27 protein-coding genes are annotated in these 24,607 nt (G+C 67.6%); 9 read left to right on the top strand and 18 right to left on the bottom strand.

Features of this window, described 5'->3' with window-relative positions; genetic code table 11:
• Nucleotides 1–377: cellulose binding domain-containing protein (locus Aple_RS22365; protein ID WP_174889857.1), on the top strand; the 377-nt coding region annotated here is incomplete at its 5' end.
• Nucleotides 378–461: 84 nt separating this feature from the next.
• Here the strand turns inward: Aple_RS22365 and Aple_RS22360 are convergent.
• The 10 genes from Aple_RS22360 to Aple_RS22320 all read right to left on the bottom strand — a co-directional run bounded on the left by Aple_RS22360 (nt 462) and on the right by Aple_RS22320 (nt 8,834).
• Complete coding sequence (locus Aple_RS22360) at nt 462–1,142, bottom strand: class I SAM-dependent methyltransferase (RefSeq protein WP_246264696.1); 681 nt, start codon at nt 1,140–1,142, stop codon at nt 462–464.
• 69 nt (nt 1,143–1,211) lie between these two features.
• Nucleotides 1,212–1,349 carry a hypothetical protein gene (locus Aple_RS54610; protein ID WP_246264695.1) on the bottom strand — a complete coding sequence of 46 codons (138 nt, stop codon included), beginning with the start codon at nt 1,347–1,349 and terminating at the stop codon, nt 1,212–1,214.
• A 150-nt stretch (nt 1,350–1,499) separates the two neighbouring features.
• Nucleotides 1,500–2,432 carry a GNAT family N-acetyltransferase gene (locus tag Aple_RS22350; RefSeq protein WP_218038462.1) on the bottom strand — a complete coding sequence of 311 codons (933 nt, stop codon included), beginning with the start codon at nt 2,430–2,432 and terminating at the stop codon, nt 1,500–1,502.
• A gap of 228 nt (nt 2,433–2,660) precedes the next feature.
• Nucleotides 2,661–3,446 carry an ABC transporter ATP-binding protein gene (locus Aple_RS22345; RefSeq protein ID WP_155346609.1) on the bottom strand — a complete coding sequence of 262 codons (786 nt, stop codon included), beginning with the start codon at nt 3,444–3,446 and terminating at the stop codon, nt 2,661–2,663.
• Nucleotides 3,443–4,510, bottom strand: coding sequence for a FecCD family ABC transporter permease (locus tag Aple_RS22340; protein ID WP_155346608.1), 1,068 nt, complete (start codon nt 4,508–4,510; stop codon nt 3,443–3,445). The genes Aple_RS22345 and Aple_RS22340 overlap by 4 nt, the downstream gene beginning before the upstream one ends.
• A complete protein-coding gene (locus tag Aple_RS22335) occupies nt 4,507–5,274 on the bottom strand; it encodes a class I SAM-dependent methyltransferase (protein WP_155346607.1) in 768 nt (255 codons plus the stop codon). Before Aple_RS22335 ends, Aple_RS22340 begins: the two co-directional genes overlap by 4 nt.
• 22 nt (nt 5,275–5,296) lie before the next feature.
• Nucleotides 5,297–6,289: an ABC transporter substrate-binding protein gene (locus Aple_RS22330; protein ID WP_155346606.1), complete on the bottom strand. Its 993-nt coding sequence runs from the start codon at nt 6,287–6,289 to the stop codon at nt 5,297–5,299.
• A gap of 141 nt (nt 6,290–6,430) precedes the next feature.
• Nucleotides 6,431–7,567, bottom strand: a complete 1,137-nt coding sequence (locus Aple_RS22325; protein WP_344316292.1) for an FAD-binding protein — start codon at nt 7,565–7,567, stop codon at nt 6,431–6,433.
• The gene (locus Aple_RS56340) at nt 7,567–8,061 is read right to left on the bottom strand and encodes an FAD-dependent oxidoreductase (protein WP_344316291.1); all 495 of its coding nucleotides are present in this window, start codon (nt 8,059–8,061) and stop codon (nt 7,567–7,569) included. The genes Aple_RS22325 and Aple_RS56340 overlap by 1 nt, the downstream gene beginning before the upstream one ends.
• Before the next feature lie 20 nt (nt 8,062–8,081).
• Complete coding sequence (locus tag Aple_RS22320; protein ID WP_155346605.1) at nt 8,082–8,834, bottom strand: SDR family NAD(P)-dependent oxidoreductase; 753 nt, start codon at nt 8,832–8,834, stop codon at nt 8,082–8,084.
• 57 nt (nt 8,835–8,891) lie between these two features.
• Here Aple_RS22320 and Aple_RS55595 point away from each other — a divergent pair, with 57 nt between their 5' ends.
• Nucleotides 8,892–9,443, top strand: coding sequence for a TetR family transcriptional regulator (locus tag Aple_RS55595; protein WP_155346604.1), 552 nt, complete (start codon nt 8,892–8,894; stop codon nt 9,441–9,443).
• A gap of 406 nt (nt 9,444–9,849) precedes the next feature.
• On the opposite strand, the gene Aple_RS22310 is transcribed toward Aple_RS55595, so the two are convergent.
• The 3 genes from Aple_RS22310 to Aple_RS22300 all read right to left on the bottom strand — a co-directional run bounded on the left by Aple_RS22310 (nt 9,850) and on the right by Aple_RS22300 (nt 14,023).
• Nucleotides 9,850–11,424, bottom strand: a complete 1,575-nt coding sequence (locus tag Aple_RS22310) for a hypothetical protein (RefSeq protein WP_155346603.1) — start codon at nt 11,422–11,424, stop codon at nt 9,850–9,852.
• A gap of 478 nt (nt 11,425–11,902) precedes the next feature.
• Nucleotides 11,903–13,099, bottom strand: coding sequence for a helix-turn-helix domain-containing protein (locus Aple_RS22305; protein ID WP_155346602.1), 1,197 nt, complete (start codon nt 13,097–13,099; stop codon nt 11,903–11,905).
• A gap of 132 nt (nt 13,100–13,231) precedes the next feature.
• Nucleotides 13,232–14,023 carry an ArsR/SmtB family transcription factor gene (locus tag Aple_RS22300; protein WP_246264693.1) on the bottom strand — a complete coding sequence of 264 codons (792 nt, stop codon included), beginning with the start codon at nt 14,021–14,023 and terminating at the stop codon, nt 13,232–13,234.
• Between the two features lie 300 nt (nt 14,024–14,323).
• Between Aple_RS22300 and Aple_RS22295 the strand changes: the two genes are divergently transcribed.
• The 4 genes from Aple_RS22295 (at nt 14,324) to Aple_RS55590 (ending at nt 17,322) form a co-directional block, all read left to right on the top strand.
• Nucleotides 14,324–15,385, top strand: coding sequence for a virulence RhuM family protein (locus Aple_RS22295; protein WP_155346601.1), 1,062 nt, complete (start codon nt 14,324–14,326; stop codon nt 15,383–15,385).
• Between the two features lie 581 nt (nt 15,386–15,966).
• On the top strand, nt 15,967–16,545 hold the full coding sequence (locus Aple_RS22290; RefSeq protein WP_155346600.1) for a hypothetical protein: 579 nt from the start codon (nt 15,967–15,969) through the stop codon (nt 16,543–16,545).
• Nucleotides 16,546–16,762: 217 nt separating this feature from the next.
• Nucleotides 16,763–17,053: a hypothetical protein gene (locus tag Aple_RS22285; RefSeq protein WP_155346599.1), complete on the top strand. Its 291-nt coding sequence runs from the start codon at nt 16,763–16,765 to the stop codon at nt 17,051–17,053.
• Between the two features lie 137 nt (nt 17,054–17,190).
• Entirely contained in the window at nt 17,191–17,322 is a 132-nt protein-coding gene (locus Aple_RS55590; protein WP_281361589.1) for a hypothetical protein, read from the top strand.
• Between the two features lie 2 nt (nt 17,323–17,324).
• On the opposite strand, the gene Aple_RS22280 is transcribed toward Aple_RS55590, so the two are convergent.
• The 4 genes from Aple_RS22280 to Aple_RS22265 all read right to left on the bottom strand — a co-directional run bounded on the left by Aple_RS22280 (nt 17,325) and on the right by Aple_RS22265 (nt 20,061).
• Nucleotides 17,325–18,293, bottom strand: coding sequence for an NAD(P)-dependent alcohol dehydrogenase (locus Aple_RS22280; protein WP_155346598.1), 969 nt, complete (start codon nt 18,291–18,293; stop codon nt 17,325–17,327).
• Nucleotides 18,290–18,517, bottom strand: a complete 228-nt coding sequence (locus Aple_RS22275) for a helix-turn-helix transcriptional regulator (protein ID WP_155346597.1) — start codon at nt 18,515–18,517, stop codon at nt 18,290–18,292. Before Aple_RS22275 ends, Aple_RS22280 begins: the two co-directional genes overlap by 4 nt.
• Nucleotides 18,517–18,939 (bottom strand): hypothetical protein, encoded by a 423-nt coding sequence (locus Aple_RS22270; protein WP_155346596.1) that lies wholly within the window; start codon nt 18,937–18,939, stop codon nt 18,517–18,519. Before Aple_RS22270 ends, Aple_RS22275 begins: the two co-directional genes overlap by 1 nt.
• A gap of 75 nt (nt 18,940–19,014) precedes the next feature.
• A complete protein-coding gene (locus tag Aple_RS22265; protein ID WP_246264692.1) occupies nt 19,015–20,061 on the bottom strand; it encodes a zinc-dependent alcohol dehydrogenase family protein in 1,047 nt (348 codons plus the stop codon).
• Between the two features lie 168 nt (nt 20,062–20,229).
• Here Aple_RS22265 and Aple_RS22260 point away from each other — a divergent pair, with 168 nt between their 5' ends.
• Genes Aple_RS22260 through Aple_RS22250 form a run of 3 tightly spaced genes read left to right on the top strand, consistent with a single transcriptional unit; the run spans nt 20,230 to nt 23,084 of the window.
• On the top strand, nt 20,230–21,609 hold the full coding sequence (locus tag Aple_RS22260; protein WP_155346595.1) for a cytochrome ubiquinol oxidase subunit I: 1,380 nt from the start codon (nt 20,230–20,232) through the stop codon (nt 21,607–21,609).
• A gap of 9 nt (nt 21,610–21,618) precedes the next feature.
• On the top strand, nt 21,619–22,608 hold the full coding sequence (cydB, locus tag Aple_RS22255) for a cytochrome d ubiquinol oxidase subunit II (protein ID WP_155346594.1): 990 nt from the start codon (nt 21,619–21,621) through the stop codon (nt 22,606–22,608).
• On the top strand, nt 22,605–23,084 hold the full coding sequence (locus Aple_RS22250; protein ID WP_218038460.1) for a nitroreductase/quinone reductase family protein: 480 nt from the start codon (nt 22,605–22,607) through the stop codon (nt 23,082–23,084). Before cydB ends, Aple_RS22250 begins: the two co-directional genes overlap by 4 nt.
• Before the next feature lie 6 nt (nt 23,085–23,090).
• On the opposite strand, the gene Aple_RS22245 is transcribed toward Aple_RS22250, so the two are convergent.
• Nucleotides 23,091–24,443, bottom strand: a complete 1,353-nt coding sequence (locus tag Aple_RS22245) for a TrkH family potassium uptake protein (protein WP_155346593.1) — start codon at nt 24,441–24,443, stop codon at nt 23,091–23,093.
• Between the last annotated feature and the right edge of the window lie 164 nt (nt 24,444–24,607).

The following is a 24,607-nucleotide window of genomic DNA, read 5'->3' as shown; positions in this document are numbered from 1 at the left end:
CCCCAACTCCGACCCCCACGCCTACCCCAACTCCAACGCCCACTCCCACACCAACCCCCACCCCAACGAACGGCCCATGCAGCGCCACCTATCGCGTCATTTCACAATGGCCAGGCGGCTTCCAAGGCGAGGTGACGGTACGCGCCGCCAACGCACCGATCAACGCATGGACCGTCCGGTGGGCCTTCGCCAACGGCCAGACGATCACACAAATCTGGAGCGGCACCGCAGCCACGACGGGCGCCAACATCGCGGTGAGAAACGTCTCCTACAACGGCTCCGTACCCGCGAACGGCACCACCATGTTCGGCTTCCTCGGTAGCTGGAACGGCAGCACCAACGCGCTTCCAACCTCAGTCACCTGCACCAGCCCTTAAGCCGAGCAGCCGGGAGGCGCTCCCCCTCCCGGCTCAGTACAGCCCGACGACGAAGAAAAGGCCAGATGTGGCGGGCCAGAAGCACTACCGACCCGATGAATCGACGGCACGCGCGTAGTGCGAGTTGACCGCAGGCTGCCCCGTGTAGTTCGGCCCTGCCTGGTCGTCTGAGCCCACGAAGGTGTACGGCATGCGGATCTCTCGCCATCCGCGGCAGCTGATCCGCTTATTTCGGGAGTCGTAGCTCAGACCTTCGGCGCGGAGCGTTCTGACCAGAGGTGGTCCAGCCGGAGACCCGTCCTCGCGGCGGATGCTGCGGGCGTCGAAGTTGGCGACGAACAGACCGTCCGGGGCCAGCCACCGCGCCGCGTTGGCGATCACGCCGAGCTTGTCGCCGACGTAGTGCAGCCCGTGCACACTTGTGATCAGGTCGAACGTGCCCTCAGGCTCCCACGTCGCGACCGACGCCGTGAGCAGCCGAACTCGGGGTGGGCGCGGCGGACCCGCGAAGAAATCGACCAAGTCCACACCGGTGATCTCAATCTCGGACGGAAAGCTCGCCGCAGTCTCGAAGAGCGCGTTGGCTGTGCCGCAGCACAGGTCCAACCACCGCACCGGCGTTCCCGAAGCGGCGCGGGAACTGAGGAACTCGATGACGTTCAGGCCTAGCTCGCGGTTGTAACCGGGCAGGCGGCGCTCCCGGTTCATCGCGCAGTTGGCCGCGACCGAGGAGCGTTCGAGCGCATCCTGATCGAGGAGTCTCACCACTGTCTCCCAGACGGGAACCCGATGACCGGGAAGCACACTGCTGGCGCCGTGTGCTTCCCTGCGGTCTCAGAGTTTGTACAGCTTGTGGAACGGTGTCGTGATTCGTTCTTGCTGTGATCCAAAATCGACCAGCACGGCGATCTCATCTTCTACACCGATGACGACGCCGAGGCCGTACCGATCATGGGTCACCTGGTCGTTCACGCTGAACCGCTCGACGGGCGGCGCGGGACGCGGGCGCTTGAAGGGACTTGTGGGCAGGTGACGACGGGGTTCACTGGCTGGCTTCATCCCTACCAGTATGTGCCTCTGGGGATAGCTTTCGTGACAAAACACAACAAACCATGTTGCGGTTCAGCTCCAAGTCATGTTGATCTCACCCTGGAAGTTGACGTATCCGCCACGTTCGAACGCCTGAGCCATCGGGACGTTGCCGACATCGGTGGACGCCCGGATCCGGGGCACGTCCTGTGCGGCGAGGATCCGCGTCCCTTCAGCGAGGAGATCGTCGATGTAGCCGTTCCCCCGGTGCGCGGGAAGCACGCCGATGTACGCGATGATCGGGTTGTAGCTGTTCCACGTCGGAATGACGAATCCGACGGGTTCGCCGCCGGGCGTCGTGGCGATCCGCCACCAATCCCGTGGGCCCTTGTAGTCCATCAGTTCGCCGTCGTACTGCTCGGCCGCCACCTGGGCGGCCGGACTCCGGTCCAGGTCAGCACGGCTGTGCGCATCGAGGGTGCCGTCCAGGACCGCGGTCATCAGGTCGACGAACTCCTCCCGGTCGCCGACCGGTCGGAATTTCAGGCGCCCGCTCGGCTTGGGAATCGGCGTCCCAGGGCGCCACTCCAGCCGCAGCCGCTCGACGAGCAGCCGGGCGCCAACCCGTTCGAGTACGGCCATCCGGTCTTCGACGGCACGCCTGGACGTGCTGTCGTCACGCCAGCCCGGAGGGACGTACCGGCTGTATTCAGGCGGGACAGCGCCAGCTGGCAGGGTCGCGGCCATCGCGGTCTCCAGCAGCCGGACGCCGGTGTCGAGACGCTCGGCGTCGTCGAGATCGAAGGTGTCCAACAGGAACGGCGGATCGTCCTTACGCCGCGCCCACCAGGCCAGCCTGGCGACAAGGCGATCTCCCCGCAGCGCGATCCACATCCATTCAGGCCGCCGCCGGCCCGAATCGAGGTCGTCCGCCAGCTCGTCATTGAGCACGTACGGCAGGCGGCAGAAAAGTTCGAGTTCTTCGCGCCCAACAATCGGGCGCATGGTCAGGTCGTTCTGGGTCAAGGCACTTTCCTTTGGCAGGTGTGCCCGCTCGCCCCAGGGTCAGCTCTCGGCCGCACCCCAGGAAGGAACTGGCACGACGGTCGTGGCACGCATCGGCTCATCCCTCCTCTCGTTGTTCGGACGAGACGTTCTATCGAACCTGCCGCCAGGTGCGCAAACCCTTTTCGCTGCTGCCCGACAAATGGACGGCGAGACCTTCGCCGCGCACGGACCGGAGTTGGTCACTGCTCAGCTGTCGTTCGCGCCGTCCAGCAGAGGAGCAAGGAATCGAAGGTGAGGACGGCCTGCCGCGGGTACCGTGATCTCAGTCCGGACCCGGTAGACGCGCTCGATCCATTCCTCGGTCAGGACGTGCTCGGGAGGACCGGCGGCGATCAATCGGCCGGACTCGAGCAGCAGCAGGTGATCGCAGTATTGGGCGGCGAGGTTGAGATCGTGCAGCGCGGCCACCACCGTGGCCGGGATCGAGGCCACCATGGTCAGCAGAGCGAGCTGGTGGGTGATGTCGAGGTGGTTGGTCGGCTCGTCCAGCAGCAGCTCTGACGGCTCCTGCGCCAGTGCGCGGGCGATGTTCACCCGCTGGCGCTCGCCGCCGGAAAGTGTGGACCAGCGGCGGCGCTCCAGCCCAGCCATGCCGCAACTGGCCAGAACCCGGCGCGCCTGCGCCAGGTCGGCATCGCCGGGCCCGGCGAGCGGTCCGCGGTGCGGGATCCGGCCGAGCAGCACCACATCCAGGACGGTCATCTCCACCTCGGTGTTCACCTCCTGGGCAACGACCGCGAGACGGCGGGAGACAGCGCGCCGGGGCAACCCGTCCAGGTCCCGCCCATCGAGCAGGACGAGGCCGCCCCGCGGCCGCAGCAGCCCGGCGAGCAGCCGCAGCAGGGTGGACTTGCCCGAGCCGTTCGGCCCGATCAGTCCGGTCAGGCCACCGGCCGGTATGGCGACGGTAACCCCATCCAAGATGGGACGCCCGTCCGCGGACCAGGCCACGTCATGCGCGCTCAGGCTCATCCCGCCGGGTCCCTCCGTCGCCACATGATGACCGCGAATACCGGCACGCCGGTCAGCGCCGTCAGCACGCCGACCGGAATCTCCCGCGGGGTGAACGCGGTGCGGGCGACAGTGTCCGCACCCAGGAGCAAGATGCCGCCGTACAAGGCACAGGCTGGCAGCAACCGACGATGACGGCTGCCGACCAGAGCGCGTACGGCATGCGGGACGACCAGGCCGACGAATCCGATCGCGCCGCTGGCCGATACCACGACGGCCGTCGTGAGCGCGGTGGCGACGAACAACGCCAGTTCGGTCCTGGCGGGGGCGATGCCGAGTGACGCGGCGGCCTCCCTGCCGAAGGCGAAGGCGTCGAGCGCCGGGGACGCCGCCCAGCACCAGAGCACGCCGGCCGCGGTGACCAAGGCGCACAGGGCCACACCCGTCCAGGTGGCCGACGCCAGCGAGCCCAGCAACCAGAAGGTCACCCCGCGCGTGCTCTGCGCGTCGCCGGCCCAGATGACGATCAGGCTCGTCAACGCGCTGAACATCTGGGACACCACGACTCCGGCCAGCACAATCCAGACCGAGCCGCCCGATCTCATGCGGATCACGGCGAGGACGCAGCAGAAGGCGAGCAGGCTACCGGCGAAGGCACCCGCCGACAGGGCCGCGGCGCCGCTCCAGACCCCGAGCACCAGCACCAGCACCGCACCGGTGGACGCGCCGGAGGAGACGCCGAGCAGGTAGGGATCGGCCAGCGGGTTGCGGGTCAGGGCCTGCAACACCGCCCCGCACACCGCCAGCCCGCCACCTACCAGTACGGCCAGCAACACCCTGGGCAGGCGCAGCTCCCAGATGATCCCGTCGTCGAGTGCCGGGAGCGGCTCCACGGGCACGCCGACGTGCACCGCGATCGTTCGCAGGACGTCGCCGGACGAGAGCCCGGCGGCACCGACGATCGAAGCCACCACGATCGCCACCGGCAGGATCAGCGACCCCGAAACGATGGTGAGCGTGGCGCGAGGCCAGCGTGAGGGAACGGGGGTCCCCTGATCGGGGGCGGAGCGTGTCGCCGTCGTCATCGTCTGGCGAAGACGACGTAGTCGTCGAGGTACTGCCATACGGTGCCGACCTCGGCGAAGCCGGCGGTGCGCAGCGCGGCCAAGTGGAACTCCAGGGGGGCCAGGGGCTGAGGCGGCCGATCCGCGAAGCGGCGCTCGCGTTCGGGGAGCCGCTCGGCCAACTCGGGAATCTCCGCGGCCATGGCCCACCATTGATCCCAAGTCGGGACGCCCGCCGCGAAGGCGGAACCCTGCACCTGCGCGTCGTGGCCGGCGGAGATCTCGCGCAGGGTGGGCAGATGCGGCTCGAACCGGAGGTGATCGGCGTTGAGCAGGAGAGCGCCCGGCGGCAGGATGCCCGCCAGTTCGGTGTAGACACCCAGCAACTGTCCTGGCGAGAGCCAGTGCAATGCCGTCGAGGTCAGCACGGCGTCGAACCGCCATGGCCTGAACGCGTCCGCCCACCCCGGTGTGGCGAGGTCGGCGTCGATCACTTCCGACCGGGTGCCGTACTCGGCGAGGGCCGTTTCGGCGAGCCGGGCGAGCACGGGGTCGTAGTCGGTCGCGACCACGCGGGAGCCGGGCAGCCGCGCGAGCACACGGTCGGAGATCGAGCCAGGACCGCAGGCCAGATCCAGCACGGTGAGCGTCTCCGGGGAGTGCAGGCGAAGGATTTCGAGCATGACGAGAAAGCGGTTCTCACGGTGCGCCACATAGGCGCTCTGCTGCTGTTCCCACCGGTCCAGCAGGTCGCGGGCAGTGAGGGAGGTATCGGAAATGGTCATGATGTCTCCTGCCAATGGTGGTTCAGCCGTACAGGCGGGCCAGTCCCTGGCCGACCTGCTCGATCGCGCTGACGCTGCGGATGGATGGGTCCAGCGATGACGCGGGGACGACGATGAACCGGTTTTCCTTGACCGCGGTGAGCTGGGAAGCGACGGGGTCGTTCCGGAGGAAGTCCTTCTTGGCCTGCGCGCTGTCACCGTCGCCGCCCCGGGTGAGGTCAGCCAGCACGATCACGTCTGGATCACGTGTCGCGATCTCCTCCCAGCTGCCTTCCGCCCACTGCCGGGAGATGTCGGCGAAGGCATTGCGCACCTTCAGCAACTCGCTGAAGGTGCCCGGCAAGCCTGTGTCGCCGGCGATGATCGGCGTTTTGGTGCCGGAGTAGTACCACATGACACTCGCGTCCAGGTTCGCGGGCGCCGAGCGCTTCGCCTCCTCCAGTCGTCGGCGCAGCTCAGCGACCACGGTCTGTCCCCGGTCCTGAACACCGAAGATCCTGGCGATTTCCTCGATCTCGGTGTACAGCGCCTCGATCTCCGCGGACGGCGGGATCAGTGCGGGGTCCTCGCAGTCGTTGGACGACAGGTAGGCGGGAACGCCCAGCTTGGCGAGGCCGTCCCGAGGCCCTGCCGCTTCAGGTGCGTAGGCTGAGGCGCGCATGGAGTAGACGAAGTCCGGCCTGCTGGATAGCAGCGCCTCCCGGCCGGGGTACTGCTTGGCGAGCACCGGGACCCGCGCGTAGGCCTCCTTGAGTTCCGGCAGCACCGGGTCGGTCTGGTACGCCGTGCCGACCATCTGCCCTCCCAGCCCGAGAGTCAGCATGATCTCCGTCGCGTTTTGCTCCATGGCAACGGCTCGCCGGGGGGAGGAGGTGACCTGCAGGGGGAGGGCACAGCTCTTCAGCCGCACTGCCTGTGCCCCGGGCTCCTGCTTCTTAGACACGCCGTTGCCGCAGGCCGTGAGTGTCATCAACAGGCAGGCCGCGACTCCCCAGCGCATGGGAATGATTTTCATATTCGTTGACTGTAGCAGGGGCGCGCAGATACCCGGCGATGGGGGAAGCGGCTCACGTTTCGGCTGATTGTGGGTGGCGATCAGGCCGACACCGGCGCGCTGGGCCGCGTCGGCGATTCCGCGGTTCCCGCAGGCGAGGTCCTACCGCTTTGCGGCATGCCGGGCGGCGCGGTAGCCGAACACGACGGCCGGGCCGATGGTCGAGCCGGGGCCCGGGTAGGTGCGGCCCATGACCGAGGCGGTGGTGTTGCCGGCGGCGTACAGGCCGGGGATGGCCGAGCCGTCCTCCCGCAGCACCCTGGCGTCGGCGTCGGTCAGCAGGCCGCCCTTGGTGCCCAGGTCGCCCGGATACAGGCGGAGCGCGCGGAAGGGGCCGCGCTCCAGCGGGCCGAGGTTGGGGTTGGGCTTGACCCTGGGGTCGCCGTAGTAGTTGTCGTAGACGGTCCTGCCGCGGCCGAAGTCGGCGTCGACGCCGGTCTGGGCGAAGCCGTTGAACCGGTCGACGGTCGCGGCCAGCCGTGCGGGGTCGGCGTCGATCCGCTCGGCCAGTTCGTTCAGCGTGGGGGCTTCGACCAGGATGCCCGCGGCCAGCCACTGCTTCTTGCGGCCCAGGTAGGACGTGGACAGGTAGCGGCGGGTATGCCGTACGTCGGTGATCAGCCAGGTCGGTCCGGGTACGGTGTGTCCCAGCATGGCGTGGCCGAAATCGATGTAGGACGCCGACTCGTTGGTGAAGCGGTCGCCGGCCGCGTCCACCACGATGGAGAAGGGCATCGACCGCTCGGACAGGATGAAGCCGTGGCTGCCGTCCGGACCGACCGTGCCCGCGCCCCACCAGGCGTCGTCCATCAGTTCAAGCGCTGCGCCCACGCCCGCGCCGATGCCGATGGCGGTGCCGAGGTCGCCCTCCGGGGCGGCGGAGTAGCCGGGGACGCCATGGTGCTTCATCCGCCACTCCTTGTTGCGGGCGAAGCCACCGGCCGCCAGCACGACACCCCGCCGGGCCCGTACGCGCACCTGACGCCCCTCCTTGTCGACCACCGCGCCCACGACGGCGCCGTCCTCGACAACCAGATCCACGATCGGGGAGGACAACCAGACGGGAGTCTGCTGATCCCGCACGATCCACATGAGCGAGCAGCTGAGCGCACCCCCCAGCCCGACCAGGCGCTTGCCGGTCGCCAGTCCGCCGATGGTACGGAACACGAAGCGCGCCCCACGCACGAACCCGCTCGGCGTGGACCAGGCCCGCGCGAGCAGCCACACATCGTTGGTCATCACCGGCGCGGGCAGGCCGTCGGCGGCTCGCGAGGTCGAATACCAGGATCCCAGCCGCTTGGTGTCGAACGGCGCGCCACCTCGATCCCGCGCCCCACCTTGCCGCCGGGCCGGTCGGGATAGTAGTCGGGGTAGTCGGGCGAACGCCGCCACCGTACGCCCAGGCGGCCGAGCAGCCGGACCACCTCCGGCCCGCTGTCCAGGAAGGCCCGGCGGCGCTCGCCCGAGGAGGCCGGTCCCGCCTCGCCGATCGCCTCCTGCATGTAGCGCAGGGCCTCCTCTCTGGAGTCGGCGACGCCCGCCCGGACCATGAGCGGATTGACCGGCATCCACAGCCCTCCGCCGGAGATCGCCGTGGTGCCGCCCCACTTGGCCGTGCTCTCCACGACCAGGACGTCGAGCCTCGCGTCGGCGGCGGTAATGGCCGCAGTCAGCCCCGCGGCGCCCGATCCCGCGACCAGGATGTCGACGACTTTGTCCCATTGCTCGTCCATCGTGCTGACCCTCCGATCGTTCAGGCCGCCGACCAGCCGCCGTCCACGGGTACGAGTGCCCCGTTGATGAACGCGGCGGCGTCAGAGGCGAGGAAGACGGCCACACTGGCCATGTGCTCGGGCTGCGCCAGCCGCTCGCCGAGCGCGAGCACGGGTCCCAGGCGGGCGGCGCCCGCGGGGTCGAAACCGCCGGACGACTCGCTGATGCCGGTCTCGGTGGGGCCCGGCAGGATGGCGTTGCAGCGGATGCCGTCCTTGGCGTACGCCCAGGCAACGCTGCGGGTGATACCGACGACGCCGTGCTTGGACGCGGTGTAGGCGACACCGGCGGCACCCCCGCGGATGCCGGCCTCGGAGGCGGTGTTGATGATCGCGCCACCCCCCTGGCCGAGCATGTGCGGCAGGACGGCGCGAGTGAGCAGGAATGTGCCGCTCAGGTTCACCCGCAGCACGCGATCCCAGGTCTGGACCGAGATCTCGGCGGGCAGCGCCATGGTGTCGAGGATCCCCGCGTTGTTGCACAGCACGTCGATCCGGCCGTACTCGCCGATGGCCCGCTCGACCAGCGCATTGACCGACGCCTCGTCGCCGACATCGGCCGGGACCGCGAGGGTATCGGAGCCGATTTCCGCGGCGGTTTGCCGGGCGGACACCTCATTGATGTCGCAGACCACCACACGTGCGCCTGCCTCCGCGAAGGCGCGGGCCATAGCCCGCCCGATCCCTGAGCCCGCCCCCGTCACCAGGCAGGTCTTGTCGGCTAGGTCGGTCATGGCACGATCCCTTCCGCAACAACCGGACAACTTTGTCCGGTTGGTACGGTAGCTTGTATGACGAATGCGCAGCGCGTCAACAGGGGCCCCAGCGCCGCCGCGGAAAACCGGGCAGCGCTGATCGCGGCAGCGCGCGCGGTCTTCGCCACCGCTGGATACGACGCACCCCTAAGCGCGGTCGCCCGCCGGGCAGGCGTAGGCCAGGGCAGCCTCTACCGGCACTTCCCCAACCGCATGACCCTCGCCCTGGCCGTCTTCGAGGACAACATCACCGCCATGGAAACCCTGGCCGCCAAGCCTGCCTCCACCCTGGAGGACCTCCTCGCCCTCCTCACCGACCAGGCCATCGCCTCGACCGCCTTCATCGACATGATCAGCCCGTCCTCACTGGAAGCCGACCTCGCCCGCATCGACGCACGCATGACCATCGTGCTCGCCAGCAAACTCGACCAGGCCAGACAATCCGGCGTAATCAGACCCGACGTAGGAACCGACGAACTACGCCTCGCAATCAGCATGATCGCCAGCCTCCTGGCCAAAACCCCAGCACCCTCCCGCCGCCCAACCGCCACCCGCGCCTGGCTCCTACTACGCCGCGCCCTCACTTGACCCACCCGTACGGCCATGCCCTGCGACAGCAGCGTCCCGTCGTGGCGCAGCGTGCGTGCGGTCCAGACGAGCTGGACGCCGTCCAGGTCGAAGACGGGCTTGGCGTCCGGGTGGTCGCCAGTGAGCAGCAGGACGTTGCGGAGGCTCATGGGCGGGCGCGGGCCTGCACCGGTGAACGCGACCGCGATGCCCTCGTCGTGACCCTGCCAGTAGCTCACCCACGAACTCCGCGACCACGCCGGCCGGAAGGGCCGCGGCGCGCCGGTGCCCCGATCCTGCTCGATGGCCATCTCCGCTCCTCACCTCGTCGGGTCCCCCCAAGGTCGCAGGGCCGCGACGGCCGAGTCTGCGCGCTGCGCCGCAACATTCCGGCCGTCGCGTTTGTGCCCCGACACAGAGCCCGGCTCTACCGGTGTTCGAGGAAAGCGGTCATCTCCCGGCGGATCTCCTCGTTGGGCTCGACCGTGCTCGCGGCGCGCACCCAGGCGAGGGCTTCTTCCGGTACGGCGTCCGGTGGCCATGCGGTCAACGCGGACATCGCGGCACGGCGGATCCGGACAACCCGGTTGCGCAGCGCCACATCGATCAGCGGCAGCCCCGCGCCTGGCTTGGTATTAAGCCCGCTCACGACGGATTCCAGTGCGCGATCGGGCTCGCACCCAGGACCGAACCCGTAGTGATCGCCTGGACCGTTGGCCAGATTCCGCAGCGGCAGCAGCCGCTCCGCGAGCCCGCAGAGCCGGTGGACGTCTTCGGAGGTGGTCAGGCGGATGGCGTGGTACCAGGCGAACTCGTCCAGCGGTTCGATCTCCAGATATGCCATGACCTGCGGGACGACCGGCAGCCGAAGCCGTTCGGCCGCCCACAGCCCACGGTTGAAGTCTGGCCGGTGCGGGTCAGCGAGGTGGTCCAGCACGAGGTCACGCCACCTGGCATCGGCGAGGATGCCGTCGTAGCGACCGCGCAGCCGCGCGATCTCGCCGACCGGCCAGGGTGCCTTCTCGCCGGGCTTCCGCAGGAACGTCGCGATCACGATCAGGTTGTTCAGTCGGCGGAGGGTGGCCGCCCGCGTGGCCAGGAGGTCGGCGAAGCGGCTCATGGCGGGCAGCGCGTCGGCGTAGTCGATCATGTCCTTAGCCGGGCCGTGTTCCTCCGCGAGGGCGGCCAGGATGGCGGCGGCACCGTCGAGCAGGGCGTCGTCGACATCGGGTTCGAGCAGCGCCGAGTACAGATCACCGGTGGTGGCGGCGATGTAGGCCAGGTACTCGTTCAAGATGCCGTTGCGGAAACCCTCGCGCAGCAGCCAGCCTTTGATCTCGGGGTCGTCGCAGCCCTTCAAGCGTTCGACGGCATGGATGCGCCCCCAATTCCGGACGCGGCGCGCCAGCTCGTAAACCGCGCGCTGCCCGTTTGGCTGGGTGCGTCTCAGCGCGATCACCGCGTAGAGGGTGAACTCCTCCAGCGTGCCGAGCAGGAGCAGCAGGTCGCGGTCATGTTCGTCACCCGCGGCCCCGAGCAGCACAATGCCGATCTTGACGATGTCGCGGCGGGTGCCCTGCTCGGCCAGATGCCGCCCGATCTGGCCGATCCGATCTTTGGGCAGACGCCGCTGCCGGATCTGGGCGACGAGGTCGTCGGCCACGTCGATCGCCGAAGTCGCGGCAAGCCGATCGTGCAGTTGGACGAGGTCGGCGTGGCGGGGTTGATCGGAGACGAGCCGAGTGAGCAGGTCCGAGATCTCTGTGACGCGCTCAGCGTCGGATTCGGCTCGCATGTGATGACTGGCGATGCCATCCCATACGACGCTGGTCATGATCGGTTTTCCGTCGTCGGGTGGAGGCTCGTCGTCGGGCAGGTGGTGGGCTTCTTCTTCTGGCCAGGGGCCTGGGCCGTACCGCAGGGACATCGCGAGCGCGTGTGCGAGGAAGGTGGGACGGTCATCGACGAGATCGCTACCCAGCTTCCACGTGCCGGGGTTCACCGGCTGGGGCGGTGGCCGCCCTTCCCATAGATCATGTACACCATAGTGACCCATCGCCCGCGCAGCACGCAAGGGATGTCAGCCCCTGGCCGTAATGTCGCAGGGGTGGACGATGGGTGACTCGCAGGACCCGGCCATCGTGCTAATCGGCGGTGCGGCAGCCTCGATGGACTGGTGGGAGGACGATTTCTGCCGACGGCTGGCGGCAGGGGACGATGCGGCGGCATGTCCCAGGGAATGGCAAGCGCCACCTCCAGCAGATGCCCGTCCGCATGCTCATGACCGCATCCGGCAGCCCCAGGAACGCCACATGCGGTCGGGGAGCACGCGGATTCGATCGCTTGCCTCCAGTCGCGCCCAGCGTTGTCGCAGGCCCGGGTATTTCCGATCCTTCCCGGTGATCTCGCGGCGCACCTCCTGCGGGACCAAGAGGACGAGCCCTGCCTGAGTGAGCACGTCGATCAGGATCGGGCACGCCTCAGGTCTCCTCCGGGGTGGCGCGGGCTCGGGTGAGGAGGCGTCCGAGGTCCGCGTGGCGGACCGGCGCCAGGCGCGGGGTGATACCTGCGTCGGAAAGGCCGTTCTCGAGATCGGCTGGGTCGCGGCCTTCGAGCGCCGCCAGTGTCCGGATGCTGAGTCGTCCGGTGCGGTATGCGGTCGTGGCGCGTTCGAGGATGCGGCGGGGTGGGCGCCGGGTGTGGGCGGCCTCCTGCTCACGTTCGTACTGCTGGGCCCACCCGTAACGGCGGGCGAGCTGGGCCCCGGTTGGTCCGCGTAGTTCGTTGACATGGGCAGGCGTGAGCAAGCCAATGTGCTGTGCCTGGATGAGGATCACCATGAGGCTGACGCCGAAATGGCGGGCGAGCAGGGCGCAGGCGCGTTCATCGAGGCTGGCGTGGTCTGGTCCGAGCCAGGCGCGGATCCCGTCGTGCGGGGCCAGTAGGTGGCGGGCGAAGGCGTCGCAGCGGATCTCGGCAGGGGTGCGGTGGGTACTGACCGCGTCGCTGTGGTCGCCATCGCCGAAGAGCAGGTTGGCTAGTTCGTGGGCGAAGGTGAACCGCTGACGTTCGGCGACGGCCCGGGATCCTGCGGCGATGAGTACGATGCCGCGGACGGGGTCGGTGAGGGTGAATCCGTTGATCCCGGCGGGGAAGTTGAGCACCGCGGTGTCCGCGCCCGTCAGCCTTTCGGCGAGTTCTCCCGGGTCGGCCAGCGGGGCGCCACCGAGATCGAGGAGATCGCGGACCGCGCGGGCGAGCGCCTGCCCCTGCGCCTCGGGCGGTGTGCCGGGGTCGGGCAGGGGCAGGTACGGCGCCGCTGTCGTGGCGGGGGCGGGGCACGGTGCGGTCAGCCGATCCAGCCGGTCGTCAAGGACCAGGATGTCAACGGCCTGCCGTACTGCGGCGGCCGTCGCCTCCGGGTCGGCCTGGCCGATGCGCGCGGCAATACGGACGCGCTCGCGGACCGGGTTGCCGCGGGTGAGATCGGCGAGGGGGATGCGCAAGGCGGTGGCAATACGGTCGAGTTCGGCGATAGCGAGCTGGGCCCGGGTGCCCAGCTCGATTCGGGCCAGGGTGGGCTGCGACAGCTCGGCCAATTCGGCCAGTTCCCGCTGGGTGAGGCCAGCCCGCTCGCGTTCGCTGCGTACGCGTTCCCCGATGGCGTGGATGTCCATAGCTCCCTCCCTTGAATCAATGATACAGCTTTGATTCAAGAAGGAAACGCCGCCGTCTGACCAGATCAGGGACCGTGTAACCTGGAGCGCGTCCTTCAGGGGAGAGGCCCAATTCCCGGCGCTTGGCGTGCGTTACCGAGGGTCGTTTTGTGCCATCTGAGCGGCCCGGAGTTCCGCGTGCATCTCCCAGGGGGCCTGCGGGAGGACGTGTCCGGTTTCCAGGAGGGACTTGAGGTTGGCCAGGACGGCTGGCCATCCGGCGGAGATCGCGTCGTAGTCGGCCTGGTTGGCCAGGTTTTCGTGGGTGACGGTGAGTCGGACGATCTCGCCGTAGGGCTCGATGTCGAACGTGACCTGGGACGGGTCGCCGAAGGTCATCACCAACCGCTTGGGCGGCACGGTCTCCAGGACCGTGCCGACGACGTCGGCGATGCCTGAACCGTCGGTACGGCGGTGCTCCCAGGTGGAGCCCACCTGCCAGTCGGAGACGTTGCTGTGGCCCCAGTACTCGGCGGTGAGGTCGGCGTCGGTCAAGGCGTGCCAGACTTTCTCCGGCGTGCTCTGGATATAGGTGACGTACACAAAAGTCGGTTTGTCGGCCATGTCATGCTCCTCTGCTCGTCGTTTCAGAGCGCTCAGCGTCCGAAGACGCGGACGCTCGAACTTGTCGATCCACCGTTCCTGGATCTCGTGGAGGGGAACGGGGTTGAGGTAGTGCAGCTTCTCCCGTCCCCGCCGAACCGTGCTGATCAGGTTGGCGGCTTCGAGGAGGGCCACATGTTGGGTTACCGATTGACGCGCCATGTCAAGGTGCTCACACAGCTCGCCCAACGTCTGCCCGTTGCGCTCGTGAAGCCTGTCCAGTAGGTACCGCCGAGTCTGGTCGGCCAGCGCCTTGAAGACCTTGTCCATCTCTGCGACCACAGCCCACATTATGCAGGTATTTACCTGCATAATGTCAAGCCACGGTCGCGCCCGAGCCCTCGAGAACCTGGTCAGCACGGCAGAAGTGGTGTGTGTTGGGTCGAGCGGAGGTACGGCCAGGGAGAGGTCAGGAAGCCGGTATCGAGCGGCGAGGCGTTTGTACGTACTTGGGGGCCTTTTGGTCGGGAAGGCTGGCCTGGCGGGTGACCTGGCCTGATTACCGGTTCCGAGGACGTGAGACGGGCCTCCGGCGTATAACGTCCTAGTTATCGCCTGTGAACAGATGCTAGGGGAGGCGAGATGTCAGAGTCAGGCGAGCAGGGTGGGGAGATCATCCTCTATCGGACCGAGGACGGACACGTAGAGATCCAGTTCCGCGCGGTCGATGGGACCGTCTGGCTTTCGCAGGCGCAGATGGCCGAACTGTTCGACCGGACCATTCAGAACATCAACCTCCACATCCTCGCGATCTTGAAGGACGGTGAGGTGTCGGAGGCAACTATCAAGCAACACTTGATAGTTCGAACTGAGGGCTCACGTGAGGTTCGGCGGCAGATTCAGGTCTATAACCTCGACATGATCCTCGCCGTCGGCTATCGGGTTCGGTCGGCGCGGGGTAGTCAGTTCCGTACGTGGGCTACCACGGTGCTGCGGGAGTACCTGGTCAAGGGGTTCGTCCTCAACGACCAGCGGTTGAAGGACCCTGGCGGCTTCGACTACTTCGACGAGCTGCTTGAACGGATCCGGGAGATTCGGGCCTCGGAAAAGCGGTTCTACCAGAAACTCCGGGATCTGTTCGCCGCTGCCGGCGACTACGACCCGGCCTCGCAGCGATCCCGAACATTCTTCGCGACGGTGCAGAACAAGCTGATCTACGCCGTGACGGGGCACACGGCCGCCGAACTGACCGTCAAGCGAGCCGACTTGACGCAGCCGAACATGGGGCTGACGTCCTGGAAGGGCTCGCGGGTGCGCAAAGGTGACGTCGGGACGGCGAAGAACTACCTGAGTCAGGACGAGATCACCGACCTGAACATGCTGACCACGCAGTTCCTCGACTTCGCGGAGTTGCGGACCCGGCGCAGGCAGCAGATCTCACTATCCGACTGGATGACAGCCACGGACCGGTTCATCGGGATGAATGAGATGCAGGTGCTCACCGGGGTCGGCCGGGTGTCACACGAGGACGCCGAGCGGATTGCGCACGAGCGATACCTGACCTTCGATGAGCAGCGTCGGGCGCTTGAGAGCATGCGCGCTGAGCAAGAAGTGGCCCGCGACGAGCAGGATCTTCTGTCGTGGGAGCCCACAGATGCCATCTACGAACTGGAGCAGATCGACGACGGGTATGAGGAGGAATGAGGGGCCTACCCGACGGGCAACGCTGCCCTACGCGCCAAAGTTATGCGTGAGTTCGTGGCTCGTAGCAGAGAGTCGGAGTGATCGGCGTCGAGGACGCTATTTTCGATCTCCAGAAGGTCCTCATATATCTGACGGGCCTCCACATAGCGCCGTCTGGCCTTGATTAGATTTGATGATGACCTTGTCGGCGGGATGGACGTTCGGCGACTTCTGGGCAAGCGCTCGGACCGGCGACAAGGCTGCGGTGAACGCCGCTGGCCCCAGCGTCGAACGCCTCTGGACTCGTCCAGACGGACGAACTCTGATGGTGCAAGTGGATGACTCGCGACACCGCGAGTCCACCGTGACCGTAGAGGTCAAGGCTGCGGCCAAGGACAGCGCTCCGCTCCTGTGGTCTGGCGCCGTGGCGGAAAGTCAGGCTGTCCAGACGATCGTGGATTTCAATACTGAATCACAAAAATATCAGGGCACTCTCGGAGTCCCCGCCTCGTTCTGCGTGGGTAAGACTTGGTGTCCTAACTGGGTGAGCGGGGTTTTCGCCGGCCCACTCCTGCCGATTCCCTAGTGGTTGAGGACTTCACATGCGGATCGACGCCCCGGTCGAGTATCAGCCCGAGATGATCGCACGTCTGAAATTGTTGTACGACGTGGCGGCGACGCAGCGGGCCAACGCTGCCGAGGGTCTGAGCTTCGCGTCGATTCGGCTCGACGGCGACCGTGGCCTGCTCATGGTGACACCACCAGGGTGCGACGCCATCGAGTGCCAGGTCGATTATTCGACCTCATCGCGGGATGTCTTGCGCGACGTAATCGCCGCGCAAGGCATCTCGCTCCGCGCCGCCCCGCCAGATGACGGCACCTTCGGCATGCCCAAGGACGATGACCCGCCTCTACTCCAGCACGCCTGGGTCATGAAAATGGTCGCCTACGGAGTGGATCCCTGGACGGTTTACGGTCGCTCATGGGCTGGCGACCTCCTGGAGATCCGTTTGGCGCACCTGTCAACTGAGGCGTTGTTTCGGATAGACGGCTTGGCGTCCCTGGTCGTGGTAAATGTCAACCACGCGGAACCATCTCGGCGCATTGGACTGAACTACGCCGTCGTCGATCGGATCAGTCGCCTTGTCGACGAGGGTGATGCGGGCATAATCCATTTGTGACTCGTTCTCGTATGTAGCGGGCCTTGGAGCGGGCATGCGCTTGGGGGCTCAGCGTCAGGCGATCAAGGATGGGCTGGCCCACGTCCTGCGACTCGGCGACGACGAGCGCCGGGACTGGCTGGATCGCCGTTAGCCGGAACCAAGCGGGCGGGTCAATTGGTGGCTGTACCTGCTCGTGGTCATTGACTCCCGCCTTGGCGAGCAACCAGGAGACTGGGTGGAGCTGAAACGCTGGCTGCTTGGTCAAGGACATGTGCGAGGTGTCTTCACCCAAGCGGAGCACGCCGAGAAGATGGCGTACTTCGTGGCCGACATGCGGAGCAAGGGAGTCGAGTCGGCGCTGCTGCCATCCGCCGATGTCGTCGTCCGCGCTTGCCTTGACGCCATCCCGGTTGGCTTGGACCGGGTCGCCATGCTCGACGATCGCCGAGACTTGCGCCAACGAGTCCCGCCGGGCAAGAGCAATGGTCAATGCTGCCCGATGGCACCTGGACAACGTCCAGGGTGAGCGCCTCGCCGGTCAGCTACGCGAGTGGATCGACGTCGAATCGCGACTCGTGTAGCGAAATTCAACCGAGCCGATGCGATCCAAGTCCCGCCCGGCACCGAATACCGAGGAGAACCGGGTCATAGGAAGGTGATGCAATGCGTACTTCTATCAGGTTCGTCATCACGATCACCGTTGCTCTGGCGGCCATCGTTGCGACACAGACTGCCGCGTCCGCCGCTACGGCCATCGAGTACGGACTCATCGCCGCGCTCATCGCCGTTGCTTGACGTCAGATTTTGATGATGACCTTGCCGGCGGGGTGGCCCTCGGCTAGGTAGCGGATTGCGTTGGGGGCGTCGGCGAGAGGGTAGGCGCGGTCGATGATTGGGGTGACCTTGCCGGATTCGATGAGTTGGGTGAGTTCCTTCAGTTCCTGGGCGCGTTCGTGGGAGGTCAGGCCCTGTAGGCGTTGGCTGGTGAACATCGATAGCAGGGGTGCGCGCATCTGGCGGGTGTAGCCGCCGAACAGGCCGCCCGCGTCATGGCCTCCGCCGGCCAGCACCAGGGTGCCGCGGGGAGTTAGGGCGCGGCGTAGCAGGGACAGTGGGCGGCAGCCTGCGGTGTCGATGATTACGTCGTAGTGTGGGCCGTCGCGGTCGACCTCCTCGCGGGTGTAGTCGATGACGTCGTCGGCGCCCAGGGAGCGCACCAGTTCTGCTTTGCCGGTGCCGCACACGCCGGTCACGGTCGCGCCGTACGCCTTGGCGATCTGCACCGCGAACGAACCGATGCCGCCGGCCGCGCCGATCACCATGACCTTCTGCCCGGCTTTTACCCGGCCGCGGACGCCTTCCAGCGCGGTCACCCCGGAGATGGGCACGGCCGCGGCCTGCTCGAACGACAGGCTGGGCGGCTTGGGGGCGAGGCGCTTCCAGGGGACGGCCGCGTACTCGGCGAACGTGCCGCCGCTGCTGGTGCCGTACACCTCGTCGCCGGGTTTGAACGCCTGCACGTCGGCGCCGACCTGGGTCACCACGCCGGCCAGTGCCCGGCCGCGCACCGCCACCCTGGGCTTGGTCAGCCCGAACGCGACCCGCGCCGCGTACGGCCGGCCGGTCATGCAGATCCAGACGCCCGGGTCCACCCCGGCGGCACGCACCTGGACCAGCACCTGGTCCGCTCCGATGGACGGCTGGTCGACGTCGCGTAATTGGAGCACATCCGCTGAGCCGTACACGTCCTGGGCGATCGCTTTCATTGCGTCTCCGAATTGGGGTATTGGAATACTTCTTCGAGTGGAACTTTGAACACATGCGCGATCCGGAAGGCCATTTCGAGGGACGGCGAGTAGCGTCCCTGCTCGATCGCGATGAGGGTCTGCCGGGTCACGCCGATACGCTCGGCCAGTTCGGCCTGGGTCATCTCGCCGTTCGCGAAACGCAGCGCGCGGATGCGGTTGGTCACGCTGGTCGGCTTCACCACTACGGGAGGCTCCTGCGGTACACGATGACCTTGGTGACATTGCCGAGGACCGCCGACAGCACGAAGCACAGGTAGACCACGTTCGCGATCCAGAAGTGCTCCCATTCGGCGATCGCCATGAGCATCGCCGCGACCCCGCCGATCACCACGAACGACTGGCCGACGTGGTCTCCGAGCCGCCCAATCTCGCGGTCCCTCTCGTCCTTCATCAGGGACGCCTGCCGATCCAGCGCGTTGACCACGATCTCGATCACGATCGCGGCGATGATGGCCGCCCCCACGCTCCCCAGCAGAGCCGCGCCGTAGGGCGCCTCAGCCAGCGGTCGCCCGCCGGCCTGGGTCAGCACCACGGCCACATACCCGCCGTACGCGGCGACGGCCACCACCAGCCGGATCCACGCCCGTTTCTCCTCGAGTGTCATACCCCGCCCTTCAGGATGTACAGAATCTTTGACATCCCGAAGGTAGCAAATCTTTGACTTGGTGTCTAGAAAGTTTTACATCCCTTCGCGGGTGAGGACGACCTTGAGTGCGCCTGTCGTGGCCGCGGCCGAGAAGACCTCGTACGCCTTCTCCATCTCCGCAAGCGCGAAGCGGTGCGTGACGAACGCGCCGGTGTCCAGCCGGCCGGCCTCGATCATGCGCAGCAGGGTGGGCGTGGAGTGCGTGTCGACCAGCCCGGTCGTGATCGTGATGTTGCGGATCCACAGGTCTTCCAGGTGCAGCGTCGCCGGGCCGCCGTGCACGCCGATGTTGGCGACATGCCCGCCGGGCCGTACCAGGCGCGTGCACAGTTCGAAGGTGTCCGCGACGCCCACCGCCTCGATGGCCACGTCCGCGCCGAGGCCGCCGGTGAGCTCGGCGACGGTCTCCTGCGCTCGCTCCGGTTCGGTGACGATGTCGGCGCCGAAGTGGAGCGCCGCGTCCAGGCGCGGCTGGGCGAGGTCGATCGCGACGATGTGCCCGGGGGTGAACAGCCGGGCCGCGGTGATGGCGGCCAGCCCGATGGGCCCGGCACCGACGACGGCGACGGTGTCGCCCGGCTGGACGCGCCCGTTGAGTACGCCCACCTCGTACGACGTCGGCAGGATGTCGGCGAGCATGAGCACGCTCTCGTCGGCGACGCCGTCCGGAACCAGGTAGGTGGAGGTGTCGGCGAACGGGACGCGGACGTACTCGGCCTGGGTGCCGTCGATCCGGTGCCCCAGAATCCAGCCGCCACCGCCGAGGCACTGGCCGTACATGCCGGACCGGCAGTAGCGGCAGCGCCCGCACGCCGTGACGCACGAGACGAGCACGCGGTCGCCCGGCCGGCGCGTGGTGACGCCGGACCCGGTCTCGACGATCGTGCCGACCGCTTCGTGGCCGAGGATCCTGCCCTGATCGACGGTGGGCACGTCGCCCTTGAGGATGTGCAGGTCGGTGCCGCAGATGGTCACCGCGTCCACCCGGACGACGGCGTCGCCCGGATCGACGACCTCGGGCATCGGCATGTCACGCCATGATCGGTTGCCGGGACCTTGGTACACGAGAGCCTTCATCATCTGCTCCTTTCGTCACCTCCACGCTGGACTCGGGGTGACGGGCCGGTCAGGGTCCTTGGTCCTCTCGATCGCCGCCGAAGGTACAAGGACCAAGGGTCTCCCGGCTCTACGGCCCGCTACCGCGGGTGATCGAGACTTCGGGAAGTTCCCTATGACCTGGAGTCCCCGATGGACGTCTTGGACTTGTCGCGATGGCAGTTCGGCATCACGACCGTCTACCACTTCCTGTTCGTCCCGCTCACTATCGGGCTCTCGCTCATCGTGGCGGGCATGCAGACGGCCTGGTACCGCACCGAGAACCCCGACTACCTGCGCATGACCCGCTTCTGGGGCAAGCTGTTCTTGATCAACTTCGCGATGGGCGTGGTCACCGGCATCGTGCAGGAGTTCCAGTTCGGGATGAACTGGAGTGCGTACTCGCGTTTCGTGGGCGACGTCTTCGGGGCTCCGCTGGCCATGGAAGGGCTGATCGCCTTCTTCATGGAGTCCACGTTCCTCGGCCTGTGGATCTTCGGCTGGGACAAACTGCCACGGAAGATCCATCTGGCGACGATCTGGCTGGCGTCGATCGGCACGGCCGTCTCGGCGTACTTCATTCTGGCCGCCAACTCCTGGATGCAGCACCCGGTCGGCTACCGGCTCAACCCCGTCAGCGGGCGGGCCGAGCTGACCGACATCTGGGCGGTGCTCACCAATTCCACCACTTTGGCCACCTTCCCGCACGTGATCTTCGGCGCGTTCGTCACCGCGGGCGCGTTCGTGGCCGGCATCAGCGCCTGGCAGCTCGCCAGGAAACGCGACGTCGCCTTGTTCCGTACGTCAGGCCGCGTGGCCATGGTCGTCAGCCTCGTCGCCGCCGTGGGGGTGGCCCTGTCCGGGCACTGGCAGGCCCAGATCATGACCGAGCAGCAGCCGATGAAGATGGCCGCCGCCGAAGCCCTGTGGGAGGACGAGACGTCCGCCGGCTTCTCCCTGTTCGCCATCGGCGACGTCGAGAACGGCCGCAACCACGTGAACCTCCAGGTGCCCAACGGGCTGAGCCTGCTGGCCACCAACAGCTTCGACGGCGAGGTCGAGGGCATCAACGACGTGCAGGCCCGCTACCAGGCGCAGTACGGCCCCGGCGATTACCGGCCGGTCATCGGCCTGGCGTACTGGTCGTTCCGCCTCATGATCGGCTTCGGCGCGCTGGCCGGGCTGCTGGCGCTGGCCGGGCTGTGGCTCACCCGGCGCGGGCGCCTGCCCGAAAGCCGCTGGTTCACCCGGATCGCCGTCCTGGGCATCGCCCTGCCGTTCCTCGCCAACTCGCTCGGCTGGATCTTCACCGAGATGGGCCGCCAGCCGTGGACCGTCTTCGGGATCATGCGCACCGCCGCCGCCGTCTCCCCGGGCGTCGACGTCGCCGAGGTCGCCCTCACCCTCGTCGGCTTCACCCTCGTGTACGCCGTGCTGGCGGCCATCGAAGTCCGGCTGCTGCTCAAGTTCATCCGCATGGGCCCTGAGTCCGAGGCCGCGCCGGCCGAGCCGATTCCCGCCCTCTCGTACTGAAGGACGACCATGGAACTCACGACCGTCTGGTTCGCGCTCATCGCGGTCCTGTGGACCGGCTACTTCGTCCTGGAGGGCTTCGACTTCGGCGTCGGCGTGCTGCTGCCGTTCGTCGCCCGCGACGAGTCCGACCGGCGCCTGGTCGTCGCCTCGATCGGGCCCGTCTGGGACGGCAACGAGGTGTGGCTGCTGGTCGCCGGCGGCGCCACCTTCGCCGCCTTCCCCGAGTGGTACGCCACCCTGTTCAGCGGCTTCTACCTGCCGCTTTTCCTCATCCTGCTGGCGCTGATCGCCCGGGGGATCGCCCTGGAGTACCGCAACAAGAGCGACAGCACGCGCGGCTGGGACCGCACCTTCTTCTGGGGCTCCCTCGCGCCCGCGTTCCTGTGGGGCGTGGCCTTCGCCAACATCGTCCACGGCGTGCCCCTGAACGCCGCGCACGAGTTCACCGGCAATCTGTTCACCCTCCTCAATCCGTACGCCCTGCTCGGTGGCGCGGCCACGCTGACGCTGTTCACCTTCCACGGCGCGGTCTTCCTCGCCCTGCGCACGCAGGGAGAGCTGCGCGCGACCGCCATCCGGCTGGGCCGCCAGATCGGCCTGCTCGCCCTGCTGATCGGCGGCGTGTTCCTGCTGCTCACCCAGCTCGACAAGGGCAAGCCGCTCACCTGGCCGATCGCCGCGATCGCCGCCGTCGGCATCACGGGCGCCCTGATCGCCCTGGGCCGCGACCGCGACGGCTGGGCGTTCGCCGCCAACGCCGTGGCCATCATCGCGATCACGGCGACCCTGTTCGCCAACCTGTGGCCGAACGTCATGCCGGCCCTGGACCCCGCCAACAGCCTGACCGTGGACAACGCCAGCTCCACGCCGTACACGCTGTCGGTCATGACCTGGGTCGCCGCCATATTCACGCCCATCGTGCTGCTCTACCAGGGCTGGACCTACTGGGTGTTCCGCAAACGACTCACCAGCACTACCGAGGCTGTGAACCCATGATCCGATCGCTGCTGTACTCGCTGAAACGGCGGATGTACCCCGCGAACCGCCCCGGCCGCCTGGCCCGGGCGATGATCCGGATGGACGCCCGCCAGTTCGGCGCGGGCCTGCTGTCTCCCCGCCGCGCCGTCACCCTGGAGGTCCGCGGCCGCACCAGCGGACGCCTCGTCTCCGTCCCGGTAGTGGTGGCCGACTACGAGGGCGAGCGCTACCTGGTATCGATGCTCGGCGAGGACGCGAACTGGGTACGCAACGTCCGCGCCGCCGGCGGCCGCGCGGTCCTACGCCGGGGTACGGCAGAGCAGGTGACCCTGGAGGAGGTGGAGATCGGAGCACGAGCACCGATCATCCGCCGCTACCTGGCACTGGCCCCAGGGGCACGCCCCCACATCCCCGCCGAGAAAACCGCACCGCTCGCCTCCTTCGCGACCGTGGCCGTACACCACCCCGTCTTCCGGATAACACCGGCCGCATGATGATGTTCAGCCGACGATCATGCGCGTCTCGGGGCGTTCGTAGCGGCGGACGCGTTCCTTGAGGGCGAGTGCGGAGCCCAGGGTGAGCGGGCCGACCCGGCCGACGAACATGAGGGCCACCAGAAGTAGATGGCCGGCCGCCGGCATGTCGGCGGTGATGCCCGTGGACAGCCCTACCGTGCCGAAAGCGGATGCCGCCTCGAACAGCACCTGGTCGAGGCTGTGCGGTGTGAGCAGGAGCAGCGTGTAGGCCGAGGCGGCGACCAGCGCGCCGCTGAGCATGGTGATCACGATGGCCTGGCGCTGGGTGGAGCCGGGCAGGCGGCGGTGCCCGATGTTCACCTGGGCTTCGCCGCGCAGTTGTGCCCAGACGATGAAGGCCAGCATGCCGAAGGTGGTGACCTTGATGCCTCCGGCGGTCCCCGCGCTGCCGCCGCCGATGAACATCAGCACGTCGGTGACCAGCCAGCTGGAGGAATGCAGCTGGGAGATGTCCAGGCTGTTGAATCCGGCGGTGCGGGGCATCACCGCAGTGAAGAAGGCGGCCAGCAGCCTACCGGCGCCGTCCAGCGGAGCCAGCGTCCTGGGGTTGTCCCATTCGGTCGCCAGGAAGGCCAGCGTGCCGACGACCAGTAGCAGTCCGGTCACGGCCACGGTGATCCGGGTCAGCATCGTCCAGTGCCGGGGCCGCCGCCAGGAGCGCAGCAGCTCGAACACCACCGGGAACCCCAGGCCGCCCACGATCACCGCGGCGGCGATGGTCAGGCAGATCCACGGGTCGCCGACGAACTGGACCAGGTTGTCCGGCCACAGCGCGAACCCGGCGTTGTTGAAGGCGGAGATCGCGTGGAAGATCCCCAGGTAGAGCGCGCGTCCTGGCGGCTCGCCGTACCCGAGCATGAACCGCAAGGTCAGCACGGCGGCCGCGAGGGCTTCGCAGGTCAGGCTGAACACCACGACCTTGCGTACGACCCGGGGCAGGCCCGCCATGGTCACGGTCTTCGTCTCGGCCTGGGCCAGCAGCCGCGCCCGCAGCCCGAGCCGCCCGGAGACCGTCAGGGTGAGCAAGGTGGCCAGGGTCATGATTCCCAGCCCGCCGATCTGGATCAGCGCCGCGATCAGCATCTCGCCGAACATCGACCAGTGGGCGGCGGTGTCCACCACCACCAGGCCGGTTATGCATACCGCGGAGGTCGCGGTGAACAGCGCCGTCACCCATCCCGTCGGTTCCCCCGACGTGGTCGCGATCGGCAGCATGAGCGCCAGCGAGCCGACCGCCACCACGAGAGCGAACCCGATCGCGACAGCCCGCGCCGGATGCCGGGCCAGATCGACGATGACGACGCTCCGGCGTCTCATCGCCCCACGCAGGTGATCACGCGAATCCCGTTTCACATGACCCGCTCAACGCCATCCGCGAGCTCCATCCGAGCGACGTGGACGAGGTTCCGGGCTCGCCCGGCGTCATCGCCGCGCCCACCGTGGGCGCGATGCGAGACGATATAGGGCATTTCCCGCAAGAT

Source organism: Acrocarpospora pleiomorpha, from assembly GCF_009687885.1.
In the GTDB taxonomy this organism is placed as follows: domain Bacteria; phylum Actinomycetota; class Actinomycetes; order Streptosporangiales; family Streptosporangiaceae; genus Acrocarpospora; species Acrocarpospora pleiomorpha.
The sequence above is the reverse complement of the archived record's forward strand: the minus strand, read 5'-3'. Positions and strand labels throughout refer to the sequence as shown.

Bases quoted from the DNA above. Each gene is read 5' to 3' on its own strand.
- Aple_RS55590 (WP_281361589.1), top strand. From the start codon at position 17,191: ATGCGTACTTCTATCAGGTTCGTCATCACGATCACCGTTGCTCTGGCG.
- Aple_RS22340 (WP_155346608.1), bottom strand. From the start codon at position 4,510: ATGACGACGGCGACACGCTCCGCCCCCGATCAGGGGACCCCCGTTCCC.
- cydB (WP_155346594.1), top strand. From the start codon at position 21,619: ATGGAACTCACGACCGTCTGGTTCGCGCTCATCGCGGTCCTGTGGACC.
- Aple_RS22335 (WP_155346607.1), bottom strand. From the start codon at position 5,274: ATGACCATTTCCGATACCTCCCTCACTGCCCGCGACCTGCTGGACCGG.
- Aple_RS22245 (WP_155346593.1), bottom strand. From the start codon at position 24,443: ATGAGACGCCGGAGCGTCGTCATCGTCGATCTGGCCCGGCATCCGGCG.
- Aple_RS56340 (WP_344316291.1), bottom strand. From the start codon at position 8,061: ATGGACGAGCAATGGGACAAAGTCGTCGACATCCTGGTCGCGGGATCG.
- Aple_RS22270 (WP_155346596.1), bottom strand. From the start codon at position 18,939: ATGACACTCGAGGAGAAACGGGCGTGGATCCGGCTGGTGGTGGCCGTC.
- Aple_RS22295 (WP_155346601.1), top strand. From the start codon at position 14,324: ATGTCAGAGTCAGGCGAGCAGGGTGGGGAGATCATCCTCTATCGGACC.
- Aple_RS22330 (WP_155346606.1), bottom strand. From the start codon at position 6,289: ATGAAAATCATTCCCATGCGCTGGGGAGTCGCGGCCTGCCTGTTGATG.
- Aple_RS22265 (WP_246264692.1), bottom strand. From the start codon at position 20,061: ATGATGAAGGCTCTCGTGTACCAAGGTCCCGGCAACCGATCATGGCGT.
- Aple_RS22305 (WP_155346602.1), bottom strand. From the start codon at position 13,099: ATGGACATCCACGCCATCGGGGAACGCGTACGCAGCGAACGCGAGCGG.
- Aple_RS55595 (WP_155346604.1), top strand. From the start codon at position 8,892: ATGACGAATGCGCAGCGCGTCAACAGGGGCCCCAGCGCCGCCGCGGAA.
- Aple_RS22290 (WP_155346600.1), top strand. From the start codon at position 15,967: ATGCGGATCGACGCCCCGGTCGAGTATCAGCCCGAGATGATCGCACGT.
- Aple_RS22345 (WP_155346609.1), bottom strand. From the start codon at position 3,446: ATGAGCCTGAGCGCGCATGACGTGGCCTGGTCCGCGGACGGGCGTCCC.
- Aple_RS22320 (WP_155346605.1), bottom strand. From the start codon at position 8,834: ATGACCGACCTAGCCGACAAGACCTGCCTGGTGACGGGGGCGGGCTCA.
- Aple_RS22280 (WP_155346598.1), bottom strand. From the start codon at position 18,293: ATGAAAGCGATCGCCCAGGACGTGTACGGCTCAGCGGATGTGCTCCAA.
- Aple_RS22260 (WP_155346595.1), top strand. From the start codon at position 20,230: ATGGACGTCTTGGACTTGTCGCGATGGCAGTTCGGCATCACGACCGTC.
- Aple_RS22250 (WP_218038460.1), top strand. From the start codon at position 22,605: ATGATCCGATCGCTGCTGTACTCGCTGAAACGGCGGATGTACCCCGCG.
- Aple_RS22325 (WP_344316292.1), bottom strand. From the start codon at position 7,567: ATGACCAACGATGTGTGGCTGCTCGCGCGGGCCTGGTCCACGCCGAGC.